This is a genomic window from Peribacillus sp. SIMBA_075, assembly GCF_046534585.1.
In genome coordinates this window covers 218320-241692 of the sequence record NZ_JAWRYN010000003.1, presented here as the reverse complement: position 1 = coordinate 241692, position 23373 = coordinate 218320, and the positions used below count along the sequence as shown (strand labels likewise).

Annotated in this window: 23 protein-coding genes; 16 read left to right on the top strand and 7 right to left on the bottom strand. The window is 42.4% G+C overall.

Features of this window, described 5'->3' with window-relative positions; translation table 11 throughout:
• The first annotated feature begins 54 nt into the window (after positions 1-54).
• The 3 genes from SB775_RS04475 to SB775_RS04465 all read left to right on the top strand — a co-directional run bounded on the left by SB775_RS04475 (position 55) and on the right by SB775_RS04465 (position 1664).
• On the top strand, positions 55-735 hold the full coding sequence (locus SB775_RS04475) for a uracil-DNA glycosylase (protein ID WP_410860639.1): 681 nt from the start codon (positions 55-57) through the stop codon (positions 733-735).
• Positions 736-1005: 270 nt separating this feature from the next.
• Positions 1006-1269 (top strand): YwdI family protein, encoded by a 264-nt coding sequence (locus SB775_RS04470; RefSeq protein WP_089362046.1) that lies wholly within the window; start codon positions 1006-1008, stop codon positions 1267-1269.
• 26 nt (positions 1270-1295) lie between these two features.
• Positions 1296-1664 carry a DUF423 domain-containing protein gene (locus tag SB775_RS04465; protein WP_061466320.1) on the top strand — a complete coding sequence of 123 codons (369 nt, stop codon included), beginning with the start codon at positions 1296-1298 and terminating at the stop codon, positions 1662-1664.
• A gap of 121 nt (positions 1665-1785) precedes the next feature.
• Here the strand turns inward: SB775_RS04465 and gerQ are convergent, their stop codons facing one another.
• Together gerQ and hemQ are read right to left on the bottom strand one after the other, a co-directional pair.
• Entirely contained in the window at positions 1786-2289 is a 504-nt protein-coding gene (gene gerQ / locus SB775_RS04460; protein WP_410860638.1) for a spore coat protein GerQ, read from the bottom strand.
• A gap of 423 nt (positions 2290-2712) precedes the next feature.
• A complete protein-coding gene (gene hemQ, locus SB775_RS04455; protein ID WP_061465782.1) occupies positions 2713-3462 on the bottom strand; it encodes a hydrogen peroxide-dependent heme synthase in 750 nt (249 codons plus the stop codon).
• 256 nt (positions 3463-3718) lie between these two features.
• On the opposite strand from hemQ, the gene pta reads away from it, so the two are divergent.
• Both pta and lipL read left to right on the top strand, forming a co-directional pair.
• On the top strand, positions 3719-4705 hold the full coding sequence (pta, locus tag SB775_RS04450; RefSeq protein WP_089362112.1) for a phosphate acetyltransferase: 987 nt from the start codon (positions 3719-3721) through the stop codon (positions 4703-4705).
• Between the two features lie 34 nt (positions 4706-4739).
• Positions 4740-5588 carry an octanoyl-[GcvH]:protein N-octanoyltransferase gene (gene lipL / locus SB775_RS04445; RefSeq protein ID WP_410860636.1) on the top strand — a complete coding sequence of 283 codons (849 nt, stop codon included), beginning with the start codon at positions 4740-4742 and terminating at the stop codon, positions 5586-5588.
• 256 nt (positions 5589-5844) lie between these two features.
• Here lipL and SB775_RS04440 read toward each other — a convergent pair whose 3' ends face one another.
• Positions 5845-6591, bottom strand: coding sequence for an RsfA family transcriptional regulator (locus SB775_RS04440; RefSeq protein ID WP_061465778.1), 747 nt, complete (start codon positions 6589-6591; stop codon positions 5845-5847).
• A 291-nt stretch (positions 6592-6882) separates the two neighbouring features.
• Here SB775_RS04440 and SB775_RS04435 point away from each other — a divergent pair, with 291 nt between their 5' ends.
• From SB775_RS04435 to SB775_RS04425, 3 genes are all read left to right on the top strand, one after another.
• Entirely contained in the window at positions 6883-7104 is a 222-nt protein-coding gene (locus SB775_RS04435) for a YuzB family protein (RefSeq protein ID WP_192207286.1), read from the top strand.
• A gap of 236 nt (positions 7105-7340) precedes the next feature.
• Complete coding sequence (locus SB775_RS04430) at positions 7341-8648, top strand: HD domain-containing protein (protein ID WP_410860634.1); 1308 nt, start codon at positions 7341-7343, stop codon at positions 8646-8648.
• Between the two features lie 32 nt (positions 8649-8680).
• Positions 8681-9190 (top strand): YwgA family protein, encoded by a 510-nt coding sequence (locus SB775_RS04425; protein WP_061465774.1) that lies wholly within the window; start codon positions 8681-8683, stop codon positions 9188-9190.
• A 28-nt stretch (positions 9191-9218) separates the two neighbouring features.
• On the opposite strand, the gene SB775_RS04420 is transcribed toward SB775_RS04425, so the two are convergent.
• A complete protein-coding gene (locus SB775_RS04420) occupies positions 9219-9404 on the bottom strand; it encodes a 2-hydroxymuconate tautomerase (RefSeq protein ID WP_061465772.1) in 186 nt (61 codons plus the stop codon).
• Between the two features lie 146 nt (positions 9405-9550).
• Here SB775_RS04420 and SB775_RS04415 point away from each other — a divergent pair, with 146 nt between their 5' ends.
• Together SB775_RS04415 and SB775_RS04410 are read left to right on the top strand one after the other, a co-directional pair.
• Positions 9551-10207, top strand: a complete 657-nt coding sequence (locus tag SB775_RS04415; RefSeq protein WP_410860691.1) for a site-2 protease family protein — start codon at positions 9551-9553, stop codon at positions 10205-10207.
• A 38-nt stretch (positions 10208-10245) separates the two neighbouring features.
• Entirely contained in the window at positions 10246-10755 is a 510-nt protein-coding gene (locus tag SB775_RS04410) for a YwhD family protein (protein WP_089362042.1), read from the top strand.
• 148 nt (positions 10756-10903) lie between these two features.
• Here the strand turns inward: SB775_RS04410 and SB775_RS04405 are convergent, their stop codons facing one another.
• Positions 10904-12973, bottom strand: coding sequence for a transglycosylase domain-containing protein (locus SB775_RS04405; RefSeq protein ID WP_410860633.1), 2070 nt, complete (start codon positions 12971-12973; stop codon positions 10904-10906).
• Between the two features lie 207 nt (positions 12974-13180).
• On the opposite strand from SB775_RS04405, the gene speE reads away from it, so the two are divergent.
• The 4 genes from speE (at position 13181) to argS (ending at position 17291) form a co-directional block, all read left to right on the top strand.
• Positions 13181-14008: a spermidine synthase gene (gene speE / locus SB775_RS04400; protein WP_061465766.1), complete on the top strand. Its 828-nt coding sequence runs from the start codon at positions 13181-13183 to the stop codon at positions 14006-14008.
• A gap of 13 nt (positions 14009-14021) precedes the next feature.
• The gene (speB, locus tag SB775_RS04395) at positions 14022-14900 is read left to right on the top strand and encodes an agmatinase (RefSeq protein WP_061465765.1); all 879 of its coding nucleotides are present in this window, start codon (positions 14022-14024) and stop codon (positions 14898-14900) included.
• 276 nt (positions 14901-15176) lie between these two features.
• Positions 15177-15617: a YwiB family protein gene (locus tag SB775_RS04390; protein WP_061465763.1), complete on the top strand. Its 441-nt coding sequence runs from the start codon at positions 15177-15179 to the stop codon at positions 15615-15617.
• A 3-nt stretch (positions 15618-15620) separates the two neighbouring features.
• Positions 15621-17291 (top strand): arginine--tRNA ligase, encoded by a 1671-nt coding sequence (gene argS, locus SB775_RS04385; protein ID WP_410860632.1) that lies wholly within the window; start codon positions 15621-15623, stop codon positions 17289-17291.
• Positions 17292-17339: 48 nt separating this feature from the next.
• Here the strand turns inward: argS and uvsE are convergent, their stop codons facing one another.
• Positions 17340-18293 (bottom strand): UV DNA damage repair endonuclease UvsE, encoded by a 954-nt coding sequence (uvsE, locus tag SB775_RS04380; protein ID WP_410860631.1) that lies wholly within the window; start codon positions 18291-18293, stop codon positions 17340-17342.
• Positions 18294-18320: 27 nt separating this feature from the next.
• On the bottom strand, positions 18321-19523 hold the full coding sequence (cls, locus tag SB775_RS04375; RefSeq protein ID WP_410860630.1) for a cardiolipin synthase: 1203 nt from the start codon (positions 19521-19523) through the stop codon (positions 18321-18323).
• A 307-nt stretch (positions 19524-19830) separates the two neighbouring features.
• Here cls and SB775_RS04370 point away from each other — a divergent pair, with 307 nt between their 5' ends.
• Complete coding sequence (locus tag SB775_RS04370) at positions 19831-21960, top strand: (Fe-S)-binding protein (RefSeq protein ID WP_410860690.1); 2130 nt, start codon at positions 19831-19833, stop codon at positions 21958-21960.
• Positions 21961-22153: 193 nt separating this feature from the next.
• On the top strand, positions 22154-23344 hold the full coding sequence (locus SB775_RS04365) for an acetyl-CoA C-acetyltransferase (RefSeq protein WP_410860629.1): 1191 nt from the start codon (positions 22154-22156) through the stop codon (positions 23342-23344).
• Positions 23345-23373 lie beyond the last annotated feature (29 nt).

Here is a 23373-nt window from a genome sequence, read left to right as displayed (position 1 = left end):
GGCGATTAAGTTTGATATAATATAGTTTCAAAAAGTGGAGAGGGGCTGTGGCAAATGGAAAATCAATTATTAACAAATGATTGGTGGCCTCTATTGGAAGAGGAATTCAAAAAAACATATTACAAGGAGCTAAGTGGATTTATAAAGCAGGAGTACAGTCAGCAAGTCATTCACCCGGATAAGGATGATATTTTCAATGCGTTTCACTATACTTCTTATAAAGACGTAAAGGTTGTCATCCTTGGACAGGACCCTTATCATGGCCCGGATCAAGCACATGGCCTTAGTTTTTCAGTTAAGCCGGAGGTTCGCATCCCACCTTCTTTAAGAAATATCTTTAAAGAGTTACACACTGATCTAGGACATGAAGTTCCTGATAATGGTTACCTTGTTGAATGGGCGGACAAGGGAGTGCTACTATTGAATACCATCTTGACTGTCCGCGAGGGAGAGGCTCACTCACACCGCGGAAAAGGGTGGGAAACCTTTACGAATCAAGTTATTCGCCTATTGAATGACCGTCCGAAACCCGTTGTATTCATCTTGTGGGGGAAACCTGCCCAAACTAAAATCCCCTTGATTGATGAAACCCGTCATAAAATCATTAAGTCCGTCCATCCGAGTCCATTGTCGGCCTCACGTGGTTTCTTTGGCAGCAAACCTTTTTCCAAAACAAATCAATTGCTGATGGAAATGGGGGAATCCCCAATTGATTGGAAAATCTCGAAGCGATGATTGGGGCGAGAAAACGGAACGGGTTAATTGTATGGCGTGCAGTCATTTCTATATAACTTGGGATCCCAATTTTCCGAAGGGCTGCCGTGCTTTTCAATTCAAAACACCAAATCTGCCCTCCCTTGATGTCTTTCGTTCTTCAGGACAGCCATGCTTGAAATTTCAATCCAAGCCAATTAAAAAGTAGGGAATATGCAAGGTGTTTTCTTCTCTGATTTTTGCTATGCTAGTTATGAAAGTTTTGACCTGTATATTGACGAGGTGGTAAAGTTGGATATTTCATCAAGACAAATGTTAAATAAAATCGAAGAGCTTGTTTTGAAAGCGAAACAGGTAAATTCAGAGGATAAGGTACAGGGGTATGTAATCGCCATTAAATCCCTTTGCGAGGTAATGGTAGATGAAAAAGCTGGGAACATCAGCATTCCAAACCCTAACCCAATCACATTGACCCAACCCGTTATGTCGGCTACATCGAATGTAGAACCGGTTAAAATGGATGAGGCAAATGGGGAGTCCTTGTTCGATTTTTAAATTAGGGAAGGGAAGGCGAAATAATAGTGAAACTGTTCATCATTTTAGGTGCATTGAATGCGTTTATTGCTGTAGCACTAGGTGCATTCGGTGCACATGGACTGGAAGGGAAGATTCCTGATAAATATTTGGAAATATGGAAAACGGCAGTTCAATATCAAATGTTCCATGCTGTGGGTTTATTAGTGCTCGGTTTATTGGCTGGGAAGATTTCAAGTCCGCTAATCAACTGGTCCGGCTGGCTTATGCTAATAGGAATCATCCTGTTTTCCGGAAGCCTATTCGTTTTAAGCGTTACGCAAATCAAAGTCCTGGGGGCCATCACTCCACTTGGCGGTGTCTCATTCTTGGTTGCTTGGGTCCTAATGGCCATTGCTGCATATAAATACTTGTAATGAAGGCAGCTGACCTTCTTAGGTCAGCCTTTTAAGATTCCATTTTGGAAAAAAGGTCATCCCAATAAAGAAGAGCCTCAGAATCAAATAGATTCTGAGGCTCTTCTTTATAGAATTTTCTTCACCTTGGCGAATAGGTGGCAAGCCCAGCGCCTCCAAATGGATACTCATATTCGATTTCTTCATCGAAGGTTATATAATCTAAGTATACCATCGGGATTAAGTATCGTTTTCCTGTTTGAGGGTCGCTAATGATCAAATGATCGCGCCCTGCAGCCTCGATGATTCCTTTGAAGATCTTTGCATTCCATTCCTTGTTGTTTTCAAACGTGGTATAAACAGTGACTAATTTCCCTTTATTCAAACGCAATATGTTCTCGATGTACGATGCTTCGACTGGAAGCATGCCAGGCACCTGTGGTCCGGAAGTGGCTGGATTCATCGGCATGGGCACTTGTTGTGGAGTACCTGCCTTAGTGGGCAGTTGTGGCTGGTATGATGGCTGTTGGTATGCTTGTTGCTGGTAAGGAGCCTGCTGCTGCCGCTGGTCAAACTCATTGTTTTCATAGGGGTAATAGGGGCTTCCACCGTACGGGTAATTACCATAAGGGTTATTTTGTGACATTGCATTCCCTCCTAAAAGGTTTATTGGATTTTGTGGAATTTGGACAATCCGAGAATGTGGACTGGGAGAAACAGTGCGATTTATAGCGACCGGTAGTATTGTATTTGTTTACGGCTCTTCTGGACAATCCCCGGGTGGCTTAAAAAACCACAATGAATTTTAAGTGATACTTAACGGTTGCGTTCATGATTCAGGTCATATCCTCTTGTCGGCTAATGAATAGAAGTAACGTTCCTTCACCTCGCTGGAGTCAGGAATTGCCTTGGTCAATTTTCCTGATGCTGAATGGACTGTAAAAAAAATAAATTCATCACTATTGAAAATGTATGGGATGTGCATTGGATTTATTCCATAGCCGGGGAAAAATAAAAGGGAGGGAACGCAAAAAGAAAAAAGGCTTCCGGAAACCGGAAGCCCATCGCCTTATACGTATAAGAAAGAAGTAACGTTTTCTTCCGGCAGGATATTGCCTACAAAGAAAGAACCAAATGCAGCGTAACGTGCACTCACTTCATCAAAACGCATTTCATAGATCAATTTTTTAAATTGAAGGACATCATCTGCGAATAGTGTAACGCCCCATTCATAATCGTCAAAACCGACAGAACCGGAAATGATCTGTTTTACTTTGCCGGCATAACTGCGGCCAATCAAGCCGTGTGAACGCATTAAGCCTTTGCGTTCTTCCATGGAAAGCATATACCAGTTGTCATCTCCATCACGACGCTTGTCCATCGGATAGAAGCATACATGTTTCGCTTTTGGAAGTATCGGATAAAGTCTAGAACGAACATGAGGGTTCTGATAAGGGTCCTCACCATCTCCACCTGCTAAGTAATTGCTTAATTCCACGACGGAAACGTATGAATAAGCGGGAATTGTATATTCGGCTAGCTTCGTTTTGTTGAATTCGTTTTCAATTGCATTCAATTCTTCCATGGTCGGGCGGGCAAACATAAGCATGAAGTCCGCTTTCTGACCAACGATGGAATATAGGGCATGGCTGCCTTCATTGTCACTTTGTGTCATATTCCATTTATCCAGTAAACCTTGGAATTCTGAAATAGCTAATTGGCGTTCGTCACTTGATAACGTTTTCCAAGAAGTCCAGTCGATCAAACGGAAATCATGTAAACAATACCAGCCGTCCAGTGTTTGTGCTGCTTCACTCATTTCGATTCACTCCTAAGTCTTTTAATAACTTTAAATATACCATAGTTTCAGTATAAGGAAATTTATATCAACCCGCAAACACCATCACTGTTTTTCGGTGTTCAAACAATTTTCAAATTTGCGGATTGGGAGGGACCAAAGTGGCTGGAATTTACCTGGCTGCTAGAGTATTCTTAAAAGAAGACGACTAGAAGTTTACCGAATGGTTAAATATAGGGAAAACAGGGGAAACGTATCTGAAAAGGAGGATGAGCCAGTGAGTGATTTATTTGAAATATTGGAATCGAAAGTTATGGGGCATAATTTAAAGATCGTTTTTCCAGAAGGATTGGATGAACGGATTTTGGGAGCGGCAGGCAGGCTTGCCAAAGCGAAACTAGTGACACCAGTATTGATCGGGGATATCGGGTTGATTCAAGAGAAGGCGAAAGATTTAAAAATCTCCCTTGATGCAATCGAAATATATGATCCGAAGAATTATATCATGATGGATGAAATGGTTGAAGCGTTCGTGAAGGTCCGTGACGGTAAAGCTACTGATGTACAAGCACGGGAAATCTTAAAGGATGAGAACTATTTTGGAACCATGCTCGTCCAAATGAAACTGGCACATGGAATGGTGAGTGGTGCAACGCATTCGACTGCCGATACGGTACGTCCTGCCCTAAAGATCATCAAAACAAAGCCAGGCGTCAATAAAACATCGGGCGTATTCATCATGGTCCGGAACGAAGAAAAATATGTGTTCGCGGATTGTGCGATTAATATAAACCCTAATTCTCAGGACCTGGCTGAAATTGCTATAGAAAGTGCGAAGACTGCACTAATGTTCGATATCGAACCGCGTGTGGCGATGCTGAGCTTTTCTACGAAAGGGTCGGCAATATCCCCCGAGACCCTAAAAGTCGCAGATGCTGTCGAATTAGCAAAAGAAATGGATGCCCAAATCATTCTGGATGGGGAATTTCAGTTTGACGCGGCATTCGTTCCTTCGGTGGCAAGAAAGAAAGCACCGGATTCTCTTATTCAGGGGGATGCGAATGTTTTTATTTTCCCAAGTCTCGAAGCAGGGAATATTAGCTATAAGATGGTACAGCGCTTGGGTGGCTTCGAAGCGGTCGGTCCGATCCTTCAGGGGCTGAACCGTCCTGTAAATGACCTTTCGAGGGGATGCAGTGAAGAGGATGTATATAAACTGGCTGTCATTACAGCGGTACAAGGGTTTGTGGCGCAGTATCAATAGGCAGCATGAGGATTAAATGTAGAGGGAGATTCATATGAGTGAAACAGATTCATTATTAATGCAGCAAGAGTGGCGGGTTATTGATCAATCTTCCGTTGGACCTCAGTTTCCTGCTCTGGAGTCCTTTGCAATGGATGATACATTTTGCACTTCCGTAGGTTCAGGTAAATCAGCGGCAGTGGCCAGAGCGTGGGTACACCATCAAACCATCGTAATGGGTATACAGGATACGAAGCTGCCTTTTCTTAAAAAGGGTTTGGAACATTTAGAAGAGCAGGATTATCAGGCCATCGTACGGAATTCTGGAGGGCTCGCAGTCGTGTTGGATGAAGGGGTCCTTAACTTTTCGCTCATCTTTCCTGAAAACGATCAGAAAATTGAAATCAATCGTGGATATGATGCAATGTGGGAGCTTGTCCAATTGATGTTTTCCGATTTCCAAGTCAATATGGAGGCAAGGGAAATCGTCGGCTCATATTGTCCTGGAAGTTATGATTTAAGTATAAATGGGCAAAAGTTTGCCGGTATATCCCAACGCAGGATTCGCAATGGCGTAGCTGTTCAAATCTATTTGTGTGTCAATGGAAGCGGGGCTGAACGTGCAAGTCTCGTGAAGGGTTTTTATGATGCAGCTAAAGGAAATGCAGAAACGAAATTCGCCTATCCTGATATCGACCCTTCGGTAATGGCGTCCCTTTCAGAATTGTTGGGGGTGCAATTGAGCGTTCAGGACGTGATGCTCAGATTCCTTCATGTATTGAAGGCACATAGCGGAAGGATATTCTCTGACACTCTTTCTGTTGAAGAATGGCCGTTGTATGAGGCATATTTGAAAAGAGTGGTAGAACGAAACGATAAGGTATTCGATTCATTAAATGTTTGATTTGCAAAAAGCCGTTCCAGTAAGTCAGGAACGGCTTTTTGCATTTAATACGACTTTAGCATTCACTGAAACTGTGAAGGGGAATGTATGATAGGTAGCAGAGATATAATCAACGAGCGTTTTTAGACGATTTTATTCCTTTTTCTTGGAACCATGAAAAAAAGAGCCTTGTTTAGGCTCCTTCTTTCGGATGAACTTTGGTGATTCGGCCATTAGCATGTGGTTGATCTATGTAACTGAACCCCACATTATCTTATTACTCAGCCATTTTTTCCAAATTGCCATTCCGGTCCATCTTGAACTTAGTTGCCGGACGTTCCTCTTCCTCTAACAAGACCAGCTTCCTTGCCCGATTCATGATATTCATCAAAGTTTCATAATCTTCCTGCATCAAGCCGCTGTTTTGTTCAAGGTGGCTGATTTTATTCTCCAAATCTTCGTTTCGCTTTTTCAGCCCTTTGATTTCAAGCTTCAATCTTTCATTTTCGGTTTTTAATACTTCGGCTTGAAGCATACGGCCGTTCATAGATTCCAAATAGGCGATGACGGTATCAAGGTTCATGGCCTTTTCCAAAGTCACAGGAGTGTGCTGTGGTTTAGGGGGGAGTGCTTCAGCCACAACGAATTCTTCTGCTGCTTCATAATTGGTAGTATCGACTTCGGATTCCAACTCTAGTTCCACTTCTTGTTCATGAGGTACCATTATGTCAGAAATCGTAGGGGACGGCGGAGTATAAAGAAGCCGTTTTTTCCCTCCTTGATCTTTTCCAAGAATCCTTTGCCGCTGCTTACGCTGTTTCTTGGCAAGGGATAGCGCTTTGTCATAATTATGGCGGACAACAGCATTCCAGCGGAATCCGCATGCGGCAGAGGTGCGATTCAACTTATCCCCTACCTCTTCAAAAGCATTCAGCTGAGTGCTGCCTTCCCGCACATGGCGCAATACCGTTTCTGCCAAAAGCAAATCATCTTCTTCTGTCCAGGCATCTTGACGAACCTTCATTTCTACATACTCCCTTTCTGGTAACTTTTAAAATAAACAACTATATAAAATATCGTGTAGCAGGATTAATGGAGTGCTCTACTAGCATTTTGGACAAAATCTGGATTTTTTATACAAAAAGGTTAAAAGGATACTAGTTTTTTGATGAATTACATCATTTGCTAGCGGCGGCCCCTTCTTTTTCACATCATTCAGCCCTCTTGATATTCATAAGTAGAAACGGTAAAATACCCTTTAGTTATATAAATGGAATGAAACATAGTTTGTCATGGAAAGGATGGTGACCGGAGGATGTCCAATGAATTCAGAGTGTGCGATGACTGCTTGGCGGTAAACGTTAAAACATTAATCCCCCGTCTTGAAAAGCTTGATCCCGACGCGAAAATCGAAGTGGGCTGTCAATCCTATTGCGGTCCTGGCAGAAAGAAGTCTTTTGCCTTTGTCAATAACCGTCCAGTTGCTGCACCGACAGAAGACGAGTTACTAGATAAAATCAATAAAAAACTAAAGTAGGATCCATGATATATAGGTAGAGTGGATTATTTGCTTTTGATAAATGGAACAAGTAATCATCACCCAGATTCAACACACTGCGGTGATTTTTTATTTCCTTATTTTCGAAACAAAACCAGACTGAAACTTCCGTTTTCTTACAAAATGACCCCTCTTACTAGCAAGGTGGAAGTTAGGTTTTTTTGTCAAAACACGCTATAATGTGTGCATCGAGATTATGAAAAAGAGGGTAGTTCATGGAATATTCCGCCGAAAAATTACAAGAAGAAAAAGTATTCAAGGACCCTGTGCACCGATATATACATGTTCGTGACCGGGTTATATGGGATTTAATAGGGACGAAGGAATTCCAGCGGCTTCGAAGGATCAAACAGCTGGGAACGACTTATTTAACCTTTCATGGTGCGGAACATAGCCGGCTTAGCCATTCGCTTGGAGTATATGAGATTGTCCGGAGAATCGTGGATGATGTTTTTGAGGGAAGACCGGAATGGAAACCTGAGGAACGGTTACTATCCTTGTGCGCAGCCCTTCTGCATGATTTAGGTCATGGTCCTTTCTCTCATTCTTTTGAAAAGGTGTTTGACCTGGATCATGAGCAATTCACGCAGCAGATAATCCTCGGCGATACGGAAGTGAATAAGATCCTCCTTAGAGTTGGGCGTGATTTTCCTAAAAAAGTGGCAGAAGTCATTGCGAAAACCTATAAAGGCAAATTAGTAGTCAGCCTGATTTCAAGTCAGATCGATGCTGATAGAATGGATTATTTACAGCGTGATGCCTACTTCACTGGCGTGAGTTATGGACATTTCGATATGGAAAGGCTTTTGCGTGTAATGAGGCCAAGGGAAGAACATGCCGTCATCAAACAAAGCGGGATGCATGCGGTTGAGGATTATATCATGAGTCGCTACCAAATGTATTGGCAGGTTTATTTCCATCCAGTTACGAGAAGTGCGGAGGTCATACTTACCAAGATCCTACATAGAGCGAAACATTTATATGAATCCGGTTATGAGTTTGCCCAAGAACCGAACCATTTTTATTCATTGTTCAAGGGAGAAGTGACTTTAACGGACTATTTGAAAATGGATGAATCGGTGATGCTCTATTATTTCGAAGCATGGGAAGAGGAAAACGATGCGATTTTAAAAGATTTATGCACTCGCTTCGTTAACCGTAAACTATTTAAATATGTGGAGTTCCATCCGTCGAACAGTCAAATGAACAGATTGATGGAATTAAGGACGCTATTCAAGAAGGCAGGCATCGATCCGGATTATTATCTTGTCGTCGATTCTTCATCAGATCTGCCGTATGATTTTTACCGGCCAGGTGAGGAAGAGGAGAGGCTGCCGATTCACTTGCTGAAAAATAACGGCGAAATTCGTGAATTATCACGTGAATCCGAAATTGTCGATGCAATTTCAGGGAAAAGAAGAACGGATCATAAGTTGTACTATCCAGCAGATTTATTGCGTGATGAATCTACGAAGAAAAATATAAAAAAACAAATTCGTAAGCTTTTGGAGCTATCGGATTAAAGTGGTACATTTTTGGTGAGGAGTGACGAGCCTTGTTTAAGGATCATGCAAACATTATCAATGCAATTTCTACTGCCGGTGAAATCTCGGGTCGAAAAAAATTACAAAAAATCGTTTATATTGCGAAGAAGCTGTCCTTCCCATTTCATGAAAAGTTTCAGTTTCACTTTTATGGACCGTATTCGGAGGAGTTGACCTTACGGATTGAAGAGCTCTGCGAAATGGGTTATTTGAATGAAGTAAGGGAAAAAAAAGCAGGCTATTATCAATATTGTTATTCGATAACGGATGCCGGCCAGGATTTCCTATCCATACAGGAAGTGGAGATGCCGGCACTTGAGGGATGCTTACTCGATATGAACGAACAGAATGCCCGGTTTTTGGAGCTGGTTTCAACGGTGTTATACTTTGACACGCTAGAAAAAGAGGAAGTCACCGAGAAAATTTTCACGCTGAAAAGCAAACAAAAATATACGCTTGAAGAAATTGATGGGGCATATGAATATATTGAGCAGTTAAAAACAAAAGCTAAGCCGAATTGATGGCTTAGCTTTTACCATTATGTAAATCTTATTGATCGCTTTTACGGACACCGGCTACTGCTAAATGATTTTTTGACATTTCTTCAATGAAAATCGTCACGGCTTCAGCTGGTGCTCCAGTTGTTTCCGTAACGGCTGCCGTCACCTTTTCGACTAAAGCCTTTTTTTGTTCGTCTGTACGGCCTTCAAGCATTTTGACTGTTACATATGGCATCTCTCATTCCCCCCTTCCTCTCTTATCTTGTAGTGTTTCACAATGGAAAAGTAATTGCAAGATGTGGAAGTCAGAGTTTTTTCACTTCTTGCTCTTTTGATGTATACTAACGGTAATAAATATTGGGGGAGAAGCTATTGGACCAAATAGAAAGATTTTTAGCTTATAGGTTGGAAGACCTTCCATATGTCATTGTGTCACTGTTGATCGCATTTACGGTTCATGAATTTTCACATGCTTATGTAGCCTATAAGTTCGGTGATCCGACAGCTAAAAATGAAGGAAGAGTCACATTGAATCCGATTTCTCATTTGGATCCGATCGGAACATTGTTGATATTAATAGCTGGATTTGGTTGGGCTAGGCCTGTACCGGTTAATCGTTTTCATTTCAAGAATCCAAAATTGGCAGGAGTGCTCGTCTCTTTTGCCGGCCCGTTCAGTAATTTGCTTGTTGCAATTTTAGGGTATTTAATTTTTTACGGGTTACTGGCGGCAGGCGTTGGACCTGATTTACCGTTTTTCATTCAGCCATTCTTCGAGATGCTCATCAACTTAAATATCCTTTTGTTTGTATTTAATCTGATACCGCTGCCGCCGCTCGATGGTTATAGGATCGTACAGGATCTTGTTTCAGCTGATTTGCGGGCAAAAATGACCCAGTATGAACAATATGGCTCCCTGATTTTTTTGATTCTGATCATCACACCGCTAAGCCGGTATACGATTAGCCCGATTTTGAACAATGTTGTGCCATTTGTAGGCGGCGCCTTGAATCAGTTCTTTACACTTTTGCTTTTTTAAATTATATGGAATGACAAACGATAAAGGGGGATACAAACATGGAAGAACAACCAAAGAAAAAGGTAGGCTTCAATATTATAAAAAACGACCCTACAGAAGGTCATGGCGGATATGGAGCAGGGGTTTTGACGCTCGATAATATCTCTCCGGTCATCATCGATGTGGATGCAGGTGAAGCCGAGGTCGATATCGGCGCGATGCATGCAAGGAGTGCAGTGGAAAAAGGGATTAAGTTTTTAAAGACTAAAGAGGAGGTCCCGAATGCCAAACCGTACTGGCTTGTTTGGGTGACCATTGAAGCCACCCAAAATGGTCCGCACTATGCAGGTGTGACAGCGTGTGAAATGATGGTCGACCGGTCAATTAGGCGCGGTTACAAATCCCTTCCGGAGCATGTTAACCGGATGGATAAATCGCTTAAACGGCATATCATCGTCGAGGACATGGACGATAAATCAAAACGTATACTTGCAGACTTCCTGAAAAACCATGATGCAGGAATGTGGGAGCGCTCTTCAGCAAAGCTCAAGGAGTCATTGACGGTTTGAATTTGATTTAATGGATGAAATGTTAAGTTTAGTGAAAAATGCACTTGTAGGAAACGGATAAAATCAGTAAACTTAAAGACAGCAGTTTAGACACTGTGGAACTAGGACAGAAAAACCCCGAAGCCGCTACCGGCTTCGGGGTTTTTCGTTATCCCCATGGTTTTAAGACTTTTTTATACCACGGGGACTTTTTTTGCTCTTCTTCTTTTGGGGCATGTTTCGGACCCTTACCCTTAAAGTGCTCGGCACAGTATTCGACAGGTTCAGTTCCTTTAACATAATAAGTCAGTCTTGAGACAGGACAATCCTTTGTTGCCAATTTTCCGCTTGCGGGATTCACGTTTACCCCGATTACGTTTTTCGTTTCCTTAAACGATTTTGCCGGTTTCCCCTGTAGGCCCTTTTCCATATAGGAAGCCCAGATTTTCTTAGCATAGCTTTTTTCAGCGGGGATCTCGATCTTTTTCCCTTGATCATACCCAGTCCATACTCCAGCTACAAGCTCTGGTGTGTAACCGATCATCCAACTATCCGTCGGGGTGGAACCTGATTTACCGGCATATGGGCGGGTCAGCTGGGAGTTGATGGTGCTGCCAGTCACTTTCGTATAGCCATTTAAGGTTTCATCGAAAACCCCTGTAAGCATTTGAGTCATGACAAATGCCTTATCCTCATCCAAAATCTGTTCTGGTTTCTTATTTTCATCAAAAATCACTTCACCTTTTTGATTTTCAACCTTTTTGATAAACACGGGTTCAACTTTCTTGCCACCGTTAGCCAGAATGCTGTATGCGTTCACCATTTCAATCGCCCTTACACCTGACGTACCGAGTGCCAAGGACGGAACTGCATCCATTTTCGCTGTGATGCCGAAACGATGCGCCGTATCGACCAATGTCTGTTCCCCAAGGAACAAGTGCGTTTTTACGGCGAAGATATTATCGGAAAGAGCTATGGCCTGGGCCATCGTGATTTCGCCTTCCGCATATTGATGGTTGTAATTATGCGGTGTGTAAGATGAGTGACCATCATCGAAAGAAAATGTAGTGGTCTCGCTTTTTAAGGTGGTAGACGGTGTGAAACCGTTCTCCAACGCTGAATAGTATAGCAATGGCTTAATGGTGGAACCGGGCTGGCGAACGGCCTGTGTAGCTCGGTTGAATGGCGACTCCGCGTAATCTTTACCGCCGACCAGTGCACGGACCTCCCCGGTGTCCGGATCCATTGCCACTATCGAGGCTTGGATCCCTGAAGACTTGGGTATGATATTGGAGAGAACTTTTTCGGCAGCATCCTGCTGGGTTTCATCCAGTGTAGTATAGACCTTAAGCCCGCCCAGCTCGATCATCCGGTCATCTAAATGAAGCTGTGATTTTAAAGCCTGCTTGACTGCATCCTGGAAATAGGGAGCGGTTTTATTTGTAACCGTTCCGTGCTCACCCTTTAATGCAAGGGATGTTCGCAACGCTTCTGCGATATTTTGCTCTGAAATGTAGTTTTTGTTTTTCATTGCTTGAAGGACAACTCTCTGCCTTGATTTCGCTTTTTCAAAATTATCCAATGGAGAATAATTTGACGGCCCTTTTGGTATTCCTGCCAGCATGCTCGCTTCAGGAAGGGTCAAATCCTTGGCATCCTTGCCAAAGTAATATTGACTTGCAGCTTGGGCCCCATATGCACCATGGCCATAGTAAATCGTATTTAAATAACCTTCTAGAATATCCTTTTTTGAGTAATTCATTTCTAAACGTACCGTATAAAAGGCTTCATTAAATTTACGCGACCACGTTTTGTCATGGCCAAGAAACAGGTTCCTGGCATACTGCTGGGTAATGGTGCTTGCGCCCTGGACTTTGGACATTGCCTTAATATCCGCAAGGATGGCACCGCCGATCCGTTTTATATCAAATCCATTATGAGTGTAAAATTGACGGTCCTCAACAGCGACAGTCGCTTTGATGAGCTGTGGTGAAATCGAACCCAGCCCGGCCCAATAACGTTTCTGGCCATTATCGGTTTCGCCGATCACATTTCCATTATCACTATAGTAAAGAGTGGACTGCGGCACGACCAAAGGAGGCGGACCTAATATTTTTGCATAAATCAGTAAAGAGAGAAGCAATACAAAGAGTATCGTGAGCCCGATTGTGGCAAGGATAATGAAGGCCCGAACATATTTAGTTGTCCTTTTGAATCGTTCGCTTGGAATCAATTCCATTGCTTTCACCTCTCTTATCAGAAAAGAATCTATTATCTATTACTATTATGGAAAAAAAAGAAATTTTTAAACATAAGAACTGCATTTATGAAATTTATCTTGCAATTCTGCTAGATTCGTCTATAATTTTTCTAGCTAATGACTATAACGATTTTGGGGAACCTATTAGGTGACTGACAATATGAAATGGAAAAGGAGCGTTAATAAATGAGCATTTGGTTTACTGAAAAACAAACAGAGAATTTTGGTATTACGATGAAAGTGAATCGTACTTTACATACGGAGCAAACTGAGTTTCAAAAGCTGGATATGATTGAAACGGAAGAGTGGGGCAATATGCTATTGTTGGATGACATGGTAATGACTTCACAGCGCGATGAATTCGTTTACCATGAGATGGTAGCCCATGTTCCTTTATTTACTCATCCTAATCCAGAAAACGTTTTGGTTGTAGGAGGAGGGGACGGAGGAGTTATCCGTGAAATCCTTAAACACCCAAGCGTAAAAAAAGCTACATTGGTTGATATCGATGGGAAAGTTATCGAATACTCAAAGATATTCTTGCCTGAAATAGCAGGCATGCTTGAAGATCCGCGTGTAGACGTACAAGTGGGGGATGGCTTCATGCACATCGCCAAAAGTGAAAATGAATATGACGTGATCATGGTCGACTCGACTGAACCTGTTGGACCTGCTGTCAATTTATTCACTAAAGGTTTTTATGCCGGGATTTCCAAAGCTTTGAAAGAAGATGGGATTTTTGTGGCACAATCAGATAATCCTTGGTTTAAGGCAGACTTAATTCGTGATGTACAACGTGATGTGAAAGAAATATTCCCAATCACTAGCCTTTATTTAGCGAATATCCCGACGTATCCAAGCGGCCTTTGGGCGTTCACCATCGGATCAAAAAAATATAATCCATTAGAAGTGACAGAAGACCGTTTCCATGAAATCGAAACGAAATATTATACAAAAGAACTTCATAAAGCAGCTTTCGTCCTGCCTAAATTCGTTCAAGACTTAGTGAAATAAGGGGGGCATGACAATGAAATTCGATGAAGCCTATTCAGGCAATGTATTCATTAAAAGCCATCCCGTTTTTGAGGAATCTGAAGCTGTGCTATACGGTATGCCGATGGACTGGACGGTAAGTTTCCGTCCGGGCTCTCGCTTTGGCCCTACCCGGATTCGTGAAGTTTCGATTGGTTTGGAAGAGTACAGCCCGTATTTAGATCGTGAATTAGAGGAAGTTAAATTCTTTGATGCAGGGGATATTCCATTACCATTCGGTAATCCGCAGCGCAGCATCGATATGATTGAAAAATTTGTCGACAGCGTGTTGGATGCAGGTAAGTTCCCAATGGGGATGGGAGGGGAACACCTTGTCACATGGCCTGTCATTAAAGCCATGTACAAAAAGTATCCCGATATGGCCATCATCCATATGGATGCCCATACAGACTTACGTGAGGACTATGAGGGCGAGCCGCTTTCCCATGCATCCATCATCCGTAAATCTGCGGAACTTATCGGTCCGAAAAATGTATACTCTTTCGGCATTCGTTCCGGTTTGAAGGAAGAATTCCAATGGGCAAAAGAAAACGGCATGCACATCTCTAAATTTGAAGTTCTTGAACCTCTGAAAGAAGTACTGCCGCAGTTGGCAGGTCGTCCTGTATATGTGACGATCGACATCGATGTTCTAGATCCTGCACATGCGCCAGGAACAGGCACCGTAGATTGTGGGGGCATCACTTCAAAAGAGCTTTTAGCTTCGATTCATGAGATAGCCCGTTCTGAAATTAATGTAGTCGGCTGCGATTTAGTTGAAGTGGCACCGATTTATGATCCATCCGAGCAAACGGCGAACACGGCGAGCAAGCTGATTCGCGAAATGCTTTTAGGTTGGGTACAAAAAGGTTAATGGATGGAAGACTTGACTGTTCCTGTTTTTTAGCGGGGATGGTCTTTTTTTCATCCAATCCGGAAAAGAATTTTACACCTGATGGACTCTTTTTTAATAATTCCGCCCCAATGAGTCATTCTTGCGTTAAAATCAAATGAATTGCTACAATATGATTTCGCAAGTTTATCCTCACTTTATTGGATTTACACTTTATTTTCCCGCTCAAGTTGAAACTTCCTTGAAGAATATTTATACTTATAAAGTTAAGAACGACATGATGAAGGAAGTGTAGCTTTGACTCTTCATGATATAGATAAGCATACTATTAAAGTGACTTTACAGACAAAAATCAAGCACGGCTCAGAAACGGAAACGTATGAGCTAGTCACTTTTGGTACAAAAATGTATAAAGGTTCAGACTTATATTTGCAATATAAAGAGGAAAATGAAGCTGGTCAAACACAAACGACCATCAAGCACAAAACGGATGAAACGATCCTGCTTAGAAATGGTGCCATTAAAATGAGGCAGCTTTTCCGCTTGCAGGAAGCGACAAATGGACATTATGAAAGTATATACGGCAGGTTAGGGTTACGGACGACCGCGAAAAAAATTCATCATCAATGGGATGAGCAGTCCAAACAAGGGAAACTTGTCCTTAAATATACGTTACATATGCAGGGAAGCGAACCCGGTCAATATGAGATGACGATTTCCTATAAGGAGGAAGCATAGCACATGAATATAGTAAAAGAGGTACAGGAAAAACTGAAAGAAGAAATTAAAGCGGCAGTCATTAAAGCTGGTTTAGCAACGGAAGAGCAGATTCCAAACGTTGTATTGGAACTTCCAAGAGATAAAACACACGGAGATTATTCCACGAATATGGCCATGCAATTAACGAAGATTGCAAAGAAAGCACCAAAAATGATAGCGGAAGCAATCATCGAAAACTTTGACAATTCAAAAGCATCCATCGAAAAAATTGAAATTGCTGGTCCAGGATTCATAAACTTCTACATGAATAATTCTTATTTGACAGAATTGATTCCAGTCATTTTGAAAGTGGATGGAGCATATGGGGAAAGTGACTTTGGAAAAGGCGAAAAAATCCAAGTGGAGTTCGTTTCAGCGAATCCGACCGGTGATCTTCATCTCGGCCATGCCCGCGGTGCAGCAGTGGGTGATACGTTATGTAATATCCTGTCTAAAGCAGGTTATGATGTTTCACGTGAATATTACATCAATGATGCAGGAAACCAAATCAATAATTTGGCCTTTTCCATCGAAGCACGCTATTTCCAAGCACTTGGTCTCGAAAAGGATATGCCTGAGGGTGGTTATCATGGCGAAGATATCATTGGCATCGGTAAAACGCTTGCCAGTGAATATGGTGATAAATTTGTAAATGCCGATGAAAAAGAGCGTTTTGAATTTTTCCGAGAGTACGGCTTGAAATATGAAATGGAAAAACTGAAAACAGACTTGGGGAATTTCCGTGTCGGATTTGATGTATGGTATTCCGAAACTTCCCTATATCAAGACGGTAAGATTGATGAAGCACTCAAAGTGTTAAGGGAAAGAGGCCATGTCTACGAGGAAGATGAGGCTACATGGTTCCGCTCTACAGAATTAGGCGATGATAAAGACCGCGTGCTTATTAAACAGGATGGGTCCTACACATATCTGACACCGGATATTGCCTATCACCGTAATAAACTGGAGCGCGGCTTTGAAACGTTGATCAATATCTGGGGTGCGGACCACCATGGCTATATACCGCGTATGAAGGCAGCGATTGAAGCATTAGGATACAAACGCGAGCAGCTTGAAGTAGAAATCATCCAGCTTGTTCACCTGTATAAAGACGGCGAGAAAATGAAGATGAGTAAGCGTACCGGTAAAGCCGTCACGATGCGTGATCTTATTGATGAAGTGGGTCTGGATGCAACACGTTATTTCTTTGCAATGAGAAGTGCGGATACTCATATGGACTTCGATTTGGATCTTGCGGTATCACAATCCAATGATAATCCGGTTTATTATGCGCAATATGCTCACGCCCGTATTTCCAGCATTTTACGCCAAGGTGTGGAACAAGGGATCAGCTATGAAGGGGTCACTGATTTCTCGGCCCTTTCTACTGAAAAAGAAGTGGAGCTTCTGAAGAAATTAGGTGAGTTCCCGCAGGCAATAGCGGAAGCTGCCGAAAAACGTATGCCTCACCGCATGACGAATTATATATTCGACTTGGCTTCTACATTCCACAGTTTTTACAATGCCGATAAGGTTTTGGATGTTGAAAAGATGGAAAGAAGTAAGGCACGTCTAGGACTGGTCAAATCCGTCCAAATTACTTTAAAGAATGCATTAGCTATAATCGGGGTTTCGGCGCCGGAAAAAATGTAAAGGAAAAAGCGTCTGTTTCTAACGAAACAGACGCTTTTTTTAATTTGATTAACACTCGATGGCACCGCCGCTTACCCTTTTTACACCACGTACCTTAGCTATATCATCAATCAGCTGCAACATCGCCCGGTCCTTCATCTTGGCTTCAATCATGAAATCCACGTCTTGTCCATGTCCCTTAAGCACTTTAAAAAGGGGCATGATGAATTCCAAATCGATATAATCAGCATGCGAGCGAAATTCACCTGCCGATTTCGGGGATGAAATATGAATCTTTGGTACCGCCCCTGCCTGACTCCAAGTGGTGAACACCTCGGTGAGCAGCTCGTTAAGAGGCTCAGTTGAAAGGTTTGCGAGATGGTGGTGGTAATCAAAGACAAGTGGAATGCCTTCCTTCTTACATACACTCAGGGTTTCTGATGCTGTATAGGTTTTATCATCATTCTCCAAGGTCATTCTTTCCTTGACGTGGATAGGAAGCGATTTAAGATTGTCATGAACCCTTACTATGGCGGAATCTTTGTCACCATAGGCTCCGCCGACATGGATATTGATAAAAGAAGAGTCTGCAATGGCCATTGCATCAAGCATTTTATAATGGAACTCCATATCTTTTACGGCATTTTGTGTAATCTCGGGTTTAGGGCTGGTAAACAGCGTAAACTGATTGGGATGGAAGCTAATCCTCATCTTATGTTCAGAAACCCAATCTCCAAGCTGTTTCCACTCTCTTCTAAAAGGAGTGACGAAATCCCATTCTATTTCGGGATGCGTGGCTAAAGGAACAATTGAACTGGACATCCGGTATATTTCTATTTGGTGGGCCGTGTTATATTGAAGGACCCTAAAGGTATTTTCAATGTTCTGCCTAGTCACACTCAGCAGTTTTTCCATCCCTTTTTCCGTGCCAAGTGTGCTATATCGCTTGAAAGTAAGTGTCTTAGCTGGAGAAGCTTCCCATAAACAGGTTGCGTTGGATACAAATCCAAATCTTATTTTCATTATATTTTCTCCTTGAACAGCGGGATTTCAAAGAAAAGGAGAAAGGACGGAGGCCAGCGATTCTTTTGCTGATCGGACAACATTCATGGAGGAAAGCGCGTCACTGCTTAATGGCTTGGATTCAGCTTGGTCCACCGCCAATTCCTTTTCTGCATCTGCTATAAATGCCCGGTCAAATACCAGACAATTGATTTCACTATTTAAAAAAAGGCTGCGTTTATCAAAATTAGCCGTACCGATATCACAGATTGTATCATCAATAAGTATCACTTTAGAATGGTAGAACCCTCTTTGGAATTGCATGATTTCAGCCCCATCTTTTAATAGTACCCGGAAGTAGGGAAAGGATGCTTCTTTGACAAGGGCATGGTCTGATTTTTCAGGTACGATGACCGTTACGGAAACATTGCGTGCAAGGGCCTCCCTTAATTCTTGAAATAGAGTTTCACTGGGAATGAAGTATGGAGTCCCGATGATGATTTTATTATTGGCTTGCTGAATCATGTGTGCTAAGGATTGTTCAAGATCACTTCCATTCGTGACAAAAACCTGATGTACCTGCGACCCGGGAGTCAATGTCGGGAAATAGGCAGGTGTTCCCCTGTGATCCTCGTTTGTATCATAGAACCAATCCGAGAGGAAGACTTCCTGCAGGTCCCTTACCCCCTCCCCGGTCATTTTCAAATGATAATCCCTCCAAGGGTTGAGCTTTTCCCCTTGGTTAATATACTCCTTACCGATATTAAAGCCCCCAAGATAGCCGATTTTGCCGTCTATCACAGTAATTTTTCGGTGATTTCTTTTTTGTATTGTATAGAAAAGGAAAGGAAGTTTCGGTTTAAAGCTAAAAGAAAAATGAACCCCGCTTTTAGTTAGCTCCTGAATGGTTTTGCGGGAAATCTTTTTACTTCCAACCCAATCTACTAAAAGTCGCACTTCCACGCCCTCTTCCGCTTTTGATTGCAGTAACTTCAAAAAATCCTTGCTGAATTTATCATTTTTCACAATATAAAAAAGGATATGGATGGAATGCTGAGCTCGCTTGACTTCTTTCATAAAATCATCAAACAGGATTTTTCCTGATGTAAATATAGTCATGTCACTGTTCCGAGGCGGATATTTAATGTTGGTTGCCTGCTTCATATAACGCTTATGCCCTAACTTAAGATCAACCCAGCACCAAGTGAAGATCAATAAAAATATAGAGGCAATCGTAGTGATAATCTTCAAAAAAAATCCCCCCTAAATGATTTCATTTAGTTTGGCTCAAATTCCCTGTTAGTAACCATTAAAAAGCGGGGGAAGGAACCTCAATTTTTTTTAGAATACAGAAGGGGAAATTAACGGAATTGTCGAACTATACAATAAGGTGTAGAAAAATCAAATATGTTTTTAGAAGAAAAAAGTTGACTGAATGCTCATTCATTATATAATGGAGTTAATTAAATTTCAGAAAAATGCCAAATTTTCTATTTTATTTAAATGGCTGCCTTTTGGCATTTTACAATTTACAAAAAGGGGGAAAGACTGCATGGAAATGAATGGCTTGCTGTGGATCAACTTAACTGCATTCCTGATTGTAACCGCTTACGCCGCGGGTCTATTTATCTATTTGGTAAGGACTCGTATAGCTTATATAAAACTTGGCAAAAAAGTGGAATTCGATAACCGTGTGAAAGATCGTCTTGTGAAAATAGGGGTTTATGTATTTGGACAGAAGAAGCTCTTTAAAGATAAGAAAAGCGGAATCATACATGCCATGTTATTTTATGGTTTCATCTTAGTGCAATTTGGGGCACTGGACTTCTTCATTAAAGGCTTAAGACCGGGATGGCATTTACCGTTTGGCCCTGTTTATCCGGCCTTTACTTTCTTCCAGGAAATTGTGACGCTTACCGTTCTTGTAGCAATCCTATGGGCGGCTTACCGTCGTTATGTCGAGAAGCTCGTTCGCTTGAAAAGGGATTTCAAAGCAGGATTGGTTGTCATCTTCATTACTGGAATCATGATTACCGTGTTACTGGGGAATGGAATGGGAATGATCTGGCATGGACACGATGCAACTTGGTCAGAGCCAGTCGCATCAAGCATTGCTTTCCTTTTTGGCTGGATGGGAACAGCAGCGGCAACAGTTGTTTTTTATGTAGCTTGGTGGCTGCATTTACTGATCATATTATCGTTCCTTGTTTATATCCCGCAATCTAAGCATGCCCACTTGATTGCCGGTCCGATAAATGTATTCCTCAATCGCCTGGACAATCCGGGAAAATTGAAGCCGGTTGATTTGGAAGAAGAAGTTTTCGACAAAGAAGGCAATCAATATTACGGCGCCAAATATATCGAAGACTTGACGCAATATCAAATGGTGGACCTCTATGCCTGTGTGGAGTGCGGGCGTTGTACGAATATGTGCCCTGCTACTGGTACCGGTAAAATGCTGTCACCGATGGATATCATCATCAAGATGCGTGACCATTTAACAAATACAGGCGCTGCTGTTACAACGAAGCAGCCATGGGTGCCATCTTTTGTTTTTGGGAATACGGAGGGAAATAAGATAGCTCTAGCGAGTGCCGCAAAGGGGGCGCAGGAATCAGCTGCAGCGACCGAAGCATACAGTCCGAGCCTGATTGGCGAAGTCATTACGGAAGAAGAACTCTGGGCATGTACGACTTGCCGGAACTGTGAAGATCAATGCCCGGTAATGAATGAACATGTCGACAAAATCATCGATATGCGCCGTTATCTGGTATTGACAGAGGGCAGGCTGGATCCTGATGCACAACGTGCCATGACAAATATCGAACGTCAAGGAAACCCGTGGGGGCTTAACCGTAAAGAGAGAGAAGATTGGAGAAGCCTTCGGGAAGATGTCAGCGTTCCTACCGTGAAGGAATTACAAAAGGCAGACGAGGAATTCGAATATTTGTTCTGGGTAGGTTCAATGGGATCATACGATAACCGAAGCCAGAAGATTGCCCTTTCCTTTGCAAAATTATTGAATGAGGCGGGCGTCAAATTTGCAATCCTCGGAAATAAGGAGAAAAACTCAGGGGATACTCCTCGTCGATTGGGAAATGAGTTTGTTTTTCAAGAGCTTGCCATGAAGAATATAGAAGAATTCCAGAAGAATGAAATCAAGAAAATCGTAACGATCGACCCGCATGCATACAATATTTTTAAGAATGAGTATCCGGATTTTGGCTTGGAAGCTGAAGTGTATCACCATACTGAATTGTTAGCCAAACTTGTAAGTGAAGGCAGATTGGTGCCTCAGTATCCAGTGAATGAAACGATTACATTCCACGATTCCTGTTATTTGGGGAGGTACAATGAAGTATATAGCCCGCCGCGTGAAATTTTACAATCCATTGAAGGTGTGAAACTTATTGAGATGGAGCGTAACCGTGAAAAAGGGATGTGCTGTGGAGCTGGAGGCGGTTTGATGTGGATGGAAGAGGAAACAGGAAACCGAATCAATGTGGCACGTACTGAACAAGCACTCGCCGTCAGTCCAACAGTGATCAGTTCCGGATGTCCTTATTGCCTGACCATGCTATCTGATGGGACGAAAGCAAAAGAAGTTGAGGAAAATGTTAAAACGTATGATGTAGCTGAACTGCTCGAAAAAGCGGTCATTGGTGAAAATAAATCGATTGCATCTTAATTTAAAACGGAATGCCTGCTTCTTCTATATGGAATGAGTCAAATGGAAGCAGGCAATTTTTAAACATTTACAAACTAAATATTTTAATTTTTGTAAAAATTATGTAAGATGATATTAAGCGCTTACAAAACGATTTTTTTTAACTTCATATTGAGCGAGCGTTCAATCAATGTTATTGAAGGGGGAAATAATGATGGCAAAAACAGTGATTATTAGTGGTGTGAGAACACCTTTTGGTAAATTTGGCGGCGGTCTTAGCAGTTTGACAGCATCTCAGCTTGGTGGAATAGCAATCAAAGAGGCACTTGATCGGGCAGGGGTTGAAGGCGGGCAAGTAGGCGAAGTCATCATGGGGAATGTACTTCAAGCGGGCCAAGGTCAAATACCGTCACGACAGGCAGCACGTCATGCTGGAATGCCTTGGGAAGTGAAGACGGAAACCATTAATAAAGTATGCGCATCAGGACTTCGCAGTGTTACATTGGCTGATCAGATTATTCGCTTAGGTGAAGAAGAAATCATTGTTGCCGGTGGAATGGAATCGATGAGCAATGCGCCTTATATTCTTCCGAAAGCAAGGTGGGGCCTAAGGATGGGAGATGCCCAACTTAAGGATACCATGATTTCGGATGGACTTAGTTGCAGCTTTACAGGCGTTCATATGGGCACTTACGGAAACAGTACTGCCGAAGATCTTGAAATCACCCGTGAGGAACAGGATAGCTGGGCTTACGAGAGTCATCAAAAAGCGATAAAAGCAATCGATGGCGGTATTCTTGCAGAAGAAATCATTGCCGTACAGGTGCCGGTGCGAAAAGGCGAACCAATTACCATCGAACATGATGAAGGCCCAAGAAAAGATACATCTGCCGGGAAGTTAGCAAAATTAGGTCCTGCTTTTAATAATGAGGGAACCATTACGGCAGGTAATGCACCTGGCGTCAATGATGGGGCAGGAGCACTCGTATTGATGAGTGAGGAACGTGCGGAAAAAGAAGGGAAAACGCCTTTTGCCTATATTGTGGCTCATGCAGAAGTGGCAGTGGAAGCAAAGGACTTCCCTAAAACGCCAGGTTTGGTCATAAATGAAATCCTGAAGAAGACAGGTAAATCGATAGAGGATATTGATTTATTTGAAGTGAACGAAGCATTTGCAGCGGTTGCACTCGCCAGTGGAAAAATTGCCAACATCGAGCCAGGAAAAGTGAATGTTAACGGCGGTGCTGTAGCATTAGGTCACCCAATCGGGGCAAGTGGTGCTCGCATCATCATTACGCTGATGCATGAATTGAAACGCCGCGGAGGAGGATTGGGCATCGCAGCGATCTGTAGTGGAGGCGGGCAGGGAGATGCCATTTTAATCGAAGTGCCAAAACAAGGATGATAGTTTCATAGATAAATGAGGAGGGGTTT

Coding starts and splice junctions, on each gene's coding strand:
- speE (WP_061465766.1), top strand. CDS start 13,181: ATGAGCATTTGGTTTACTGAAAAACAAACAGAGAATTTTGGTATTACG.
- hemQ (WP_061465782.1), bottom strand. CDS start 3,462: ATGAGTGAAGCAGCACAAACACTGGACGGCTGGTATTGTTTACATGAT.
- SB775_RS04420 (WP_061465772.1), bottom strand. CDS start 9,404: ATGCCATATGTAACAGTCAAAATGCTTGAAGGCCGTACAGACGAACAA.
- SB775_RS04430 (WP_410860634.1), top strand. CDS start 7,341: ATGGAATATTCCGCCGAAAAATTACAAGAAGAAAAAGTATTCAAGGAC.
- SB775_RS04440 (WP_061465778.1), bottom strand. CDS start 6,591: ATGAAGGTTCGTCAAGATGCCTGGACAGAAGAAGATGATTTGCTTTTG.
- lipL (WP_410860636.1), top strand. CDS start 4,740: ATGAGTGAAACAGATTCATTATTAATGCAGCAAGAGTGGCGGGTTATT.
- SB775_RS04365 (WP_410860629.1), top strand. CDS start 22,154: ATGGCAAAAACAGTGATTATTAGTGGTGTGAGAACACCTTTTGGTAAA.
- SB775_RS04405 (WP_410860633.1), bottom strand. CDS start 12,973: ATGGAATTGATTCCAAGCGAACGATTCAAAAGGACAACTAAATATGTT.
- SB775_RS04475 (WP_410860639.1), top strand. CDS start 55: ATGGAAAATCAATTATTAACAAATGATTGGTGGCCTCTATTGGAAGAG.
- SB775_RS04435 (WP_192207286.1), top strand. CDS start 6,883: ATGTCCAATGAATTCAGAGTGTGCGATGACTGCTTGGCGGTAAACGTT.
- SB775_RS04370 (WP_410860690.1), top strand. CDS start 19,831: ATGAATGGCTTGCTGTGGATCAACTTAACTGCATTCCTGATTGTAACC.
- argS (WP_410860632.1), top strand. CDS start 15,621: ATGAATATAGTAAAAGAGGTACAGGAAAAACTGAAAGAAGAAATTAAA.
- uvsE (WP_410860631.1), bottom strand. CDS start 18,293: ATGAAAATAAGATTTGGATTTGTATCCAACGCAACCTGTTTATGGGAA.
- speB (WP_061465765.1), top strand. CDS start 14,022: ATGAAATTCGATGAAGCCTATTCAGGCAATGTATTCATTAAAAGCCAT.
- gerQ (WP_410860638.1), bottom strand. CDS start 2,289: ATGTCACAAAATAACCCTTATGGTAATTACCCGTACGGTGGAAGCCCC.
- SB775_RS04410 (WP_089362042.1), top strand. CDS start 10,246: ATGGAAGAACAACCAAAGAAAAAGGTAGGCTTCAATATTATAAAAAAC.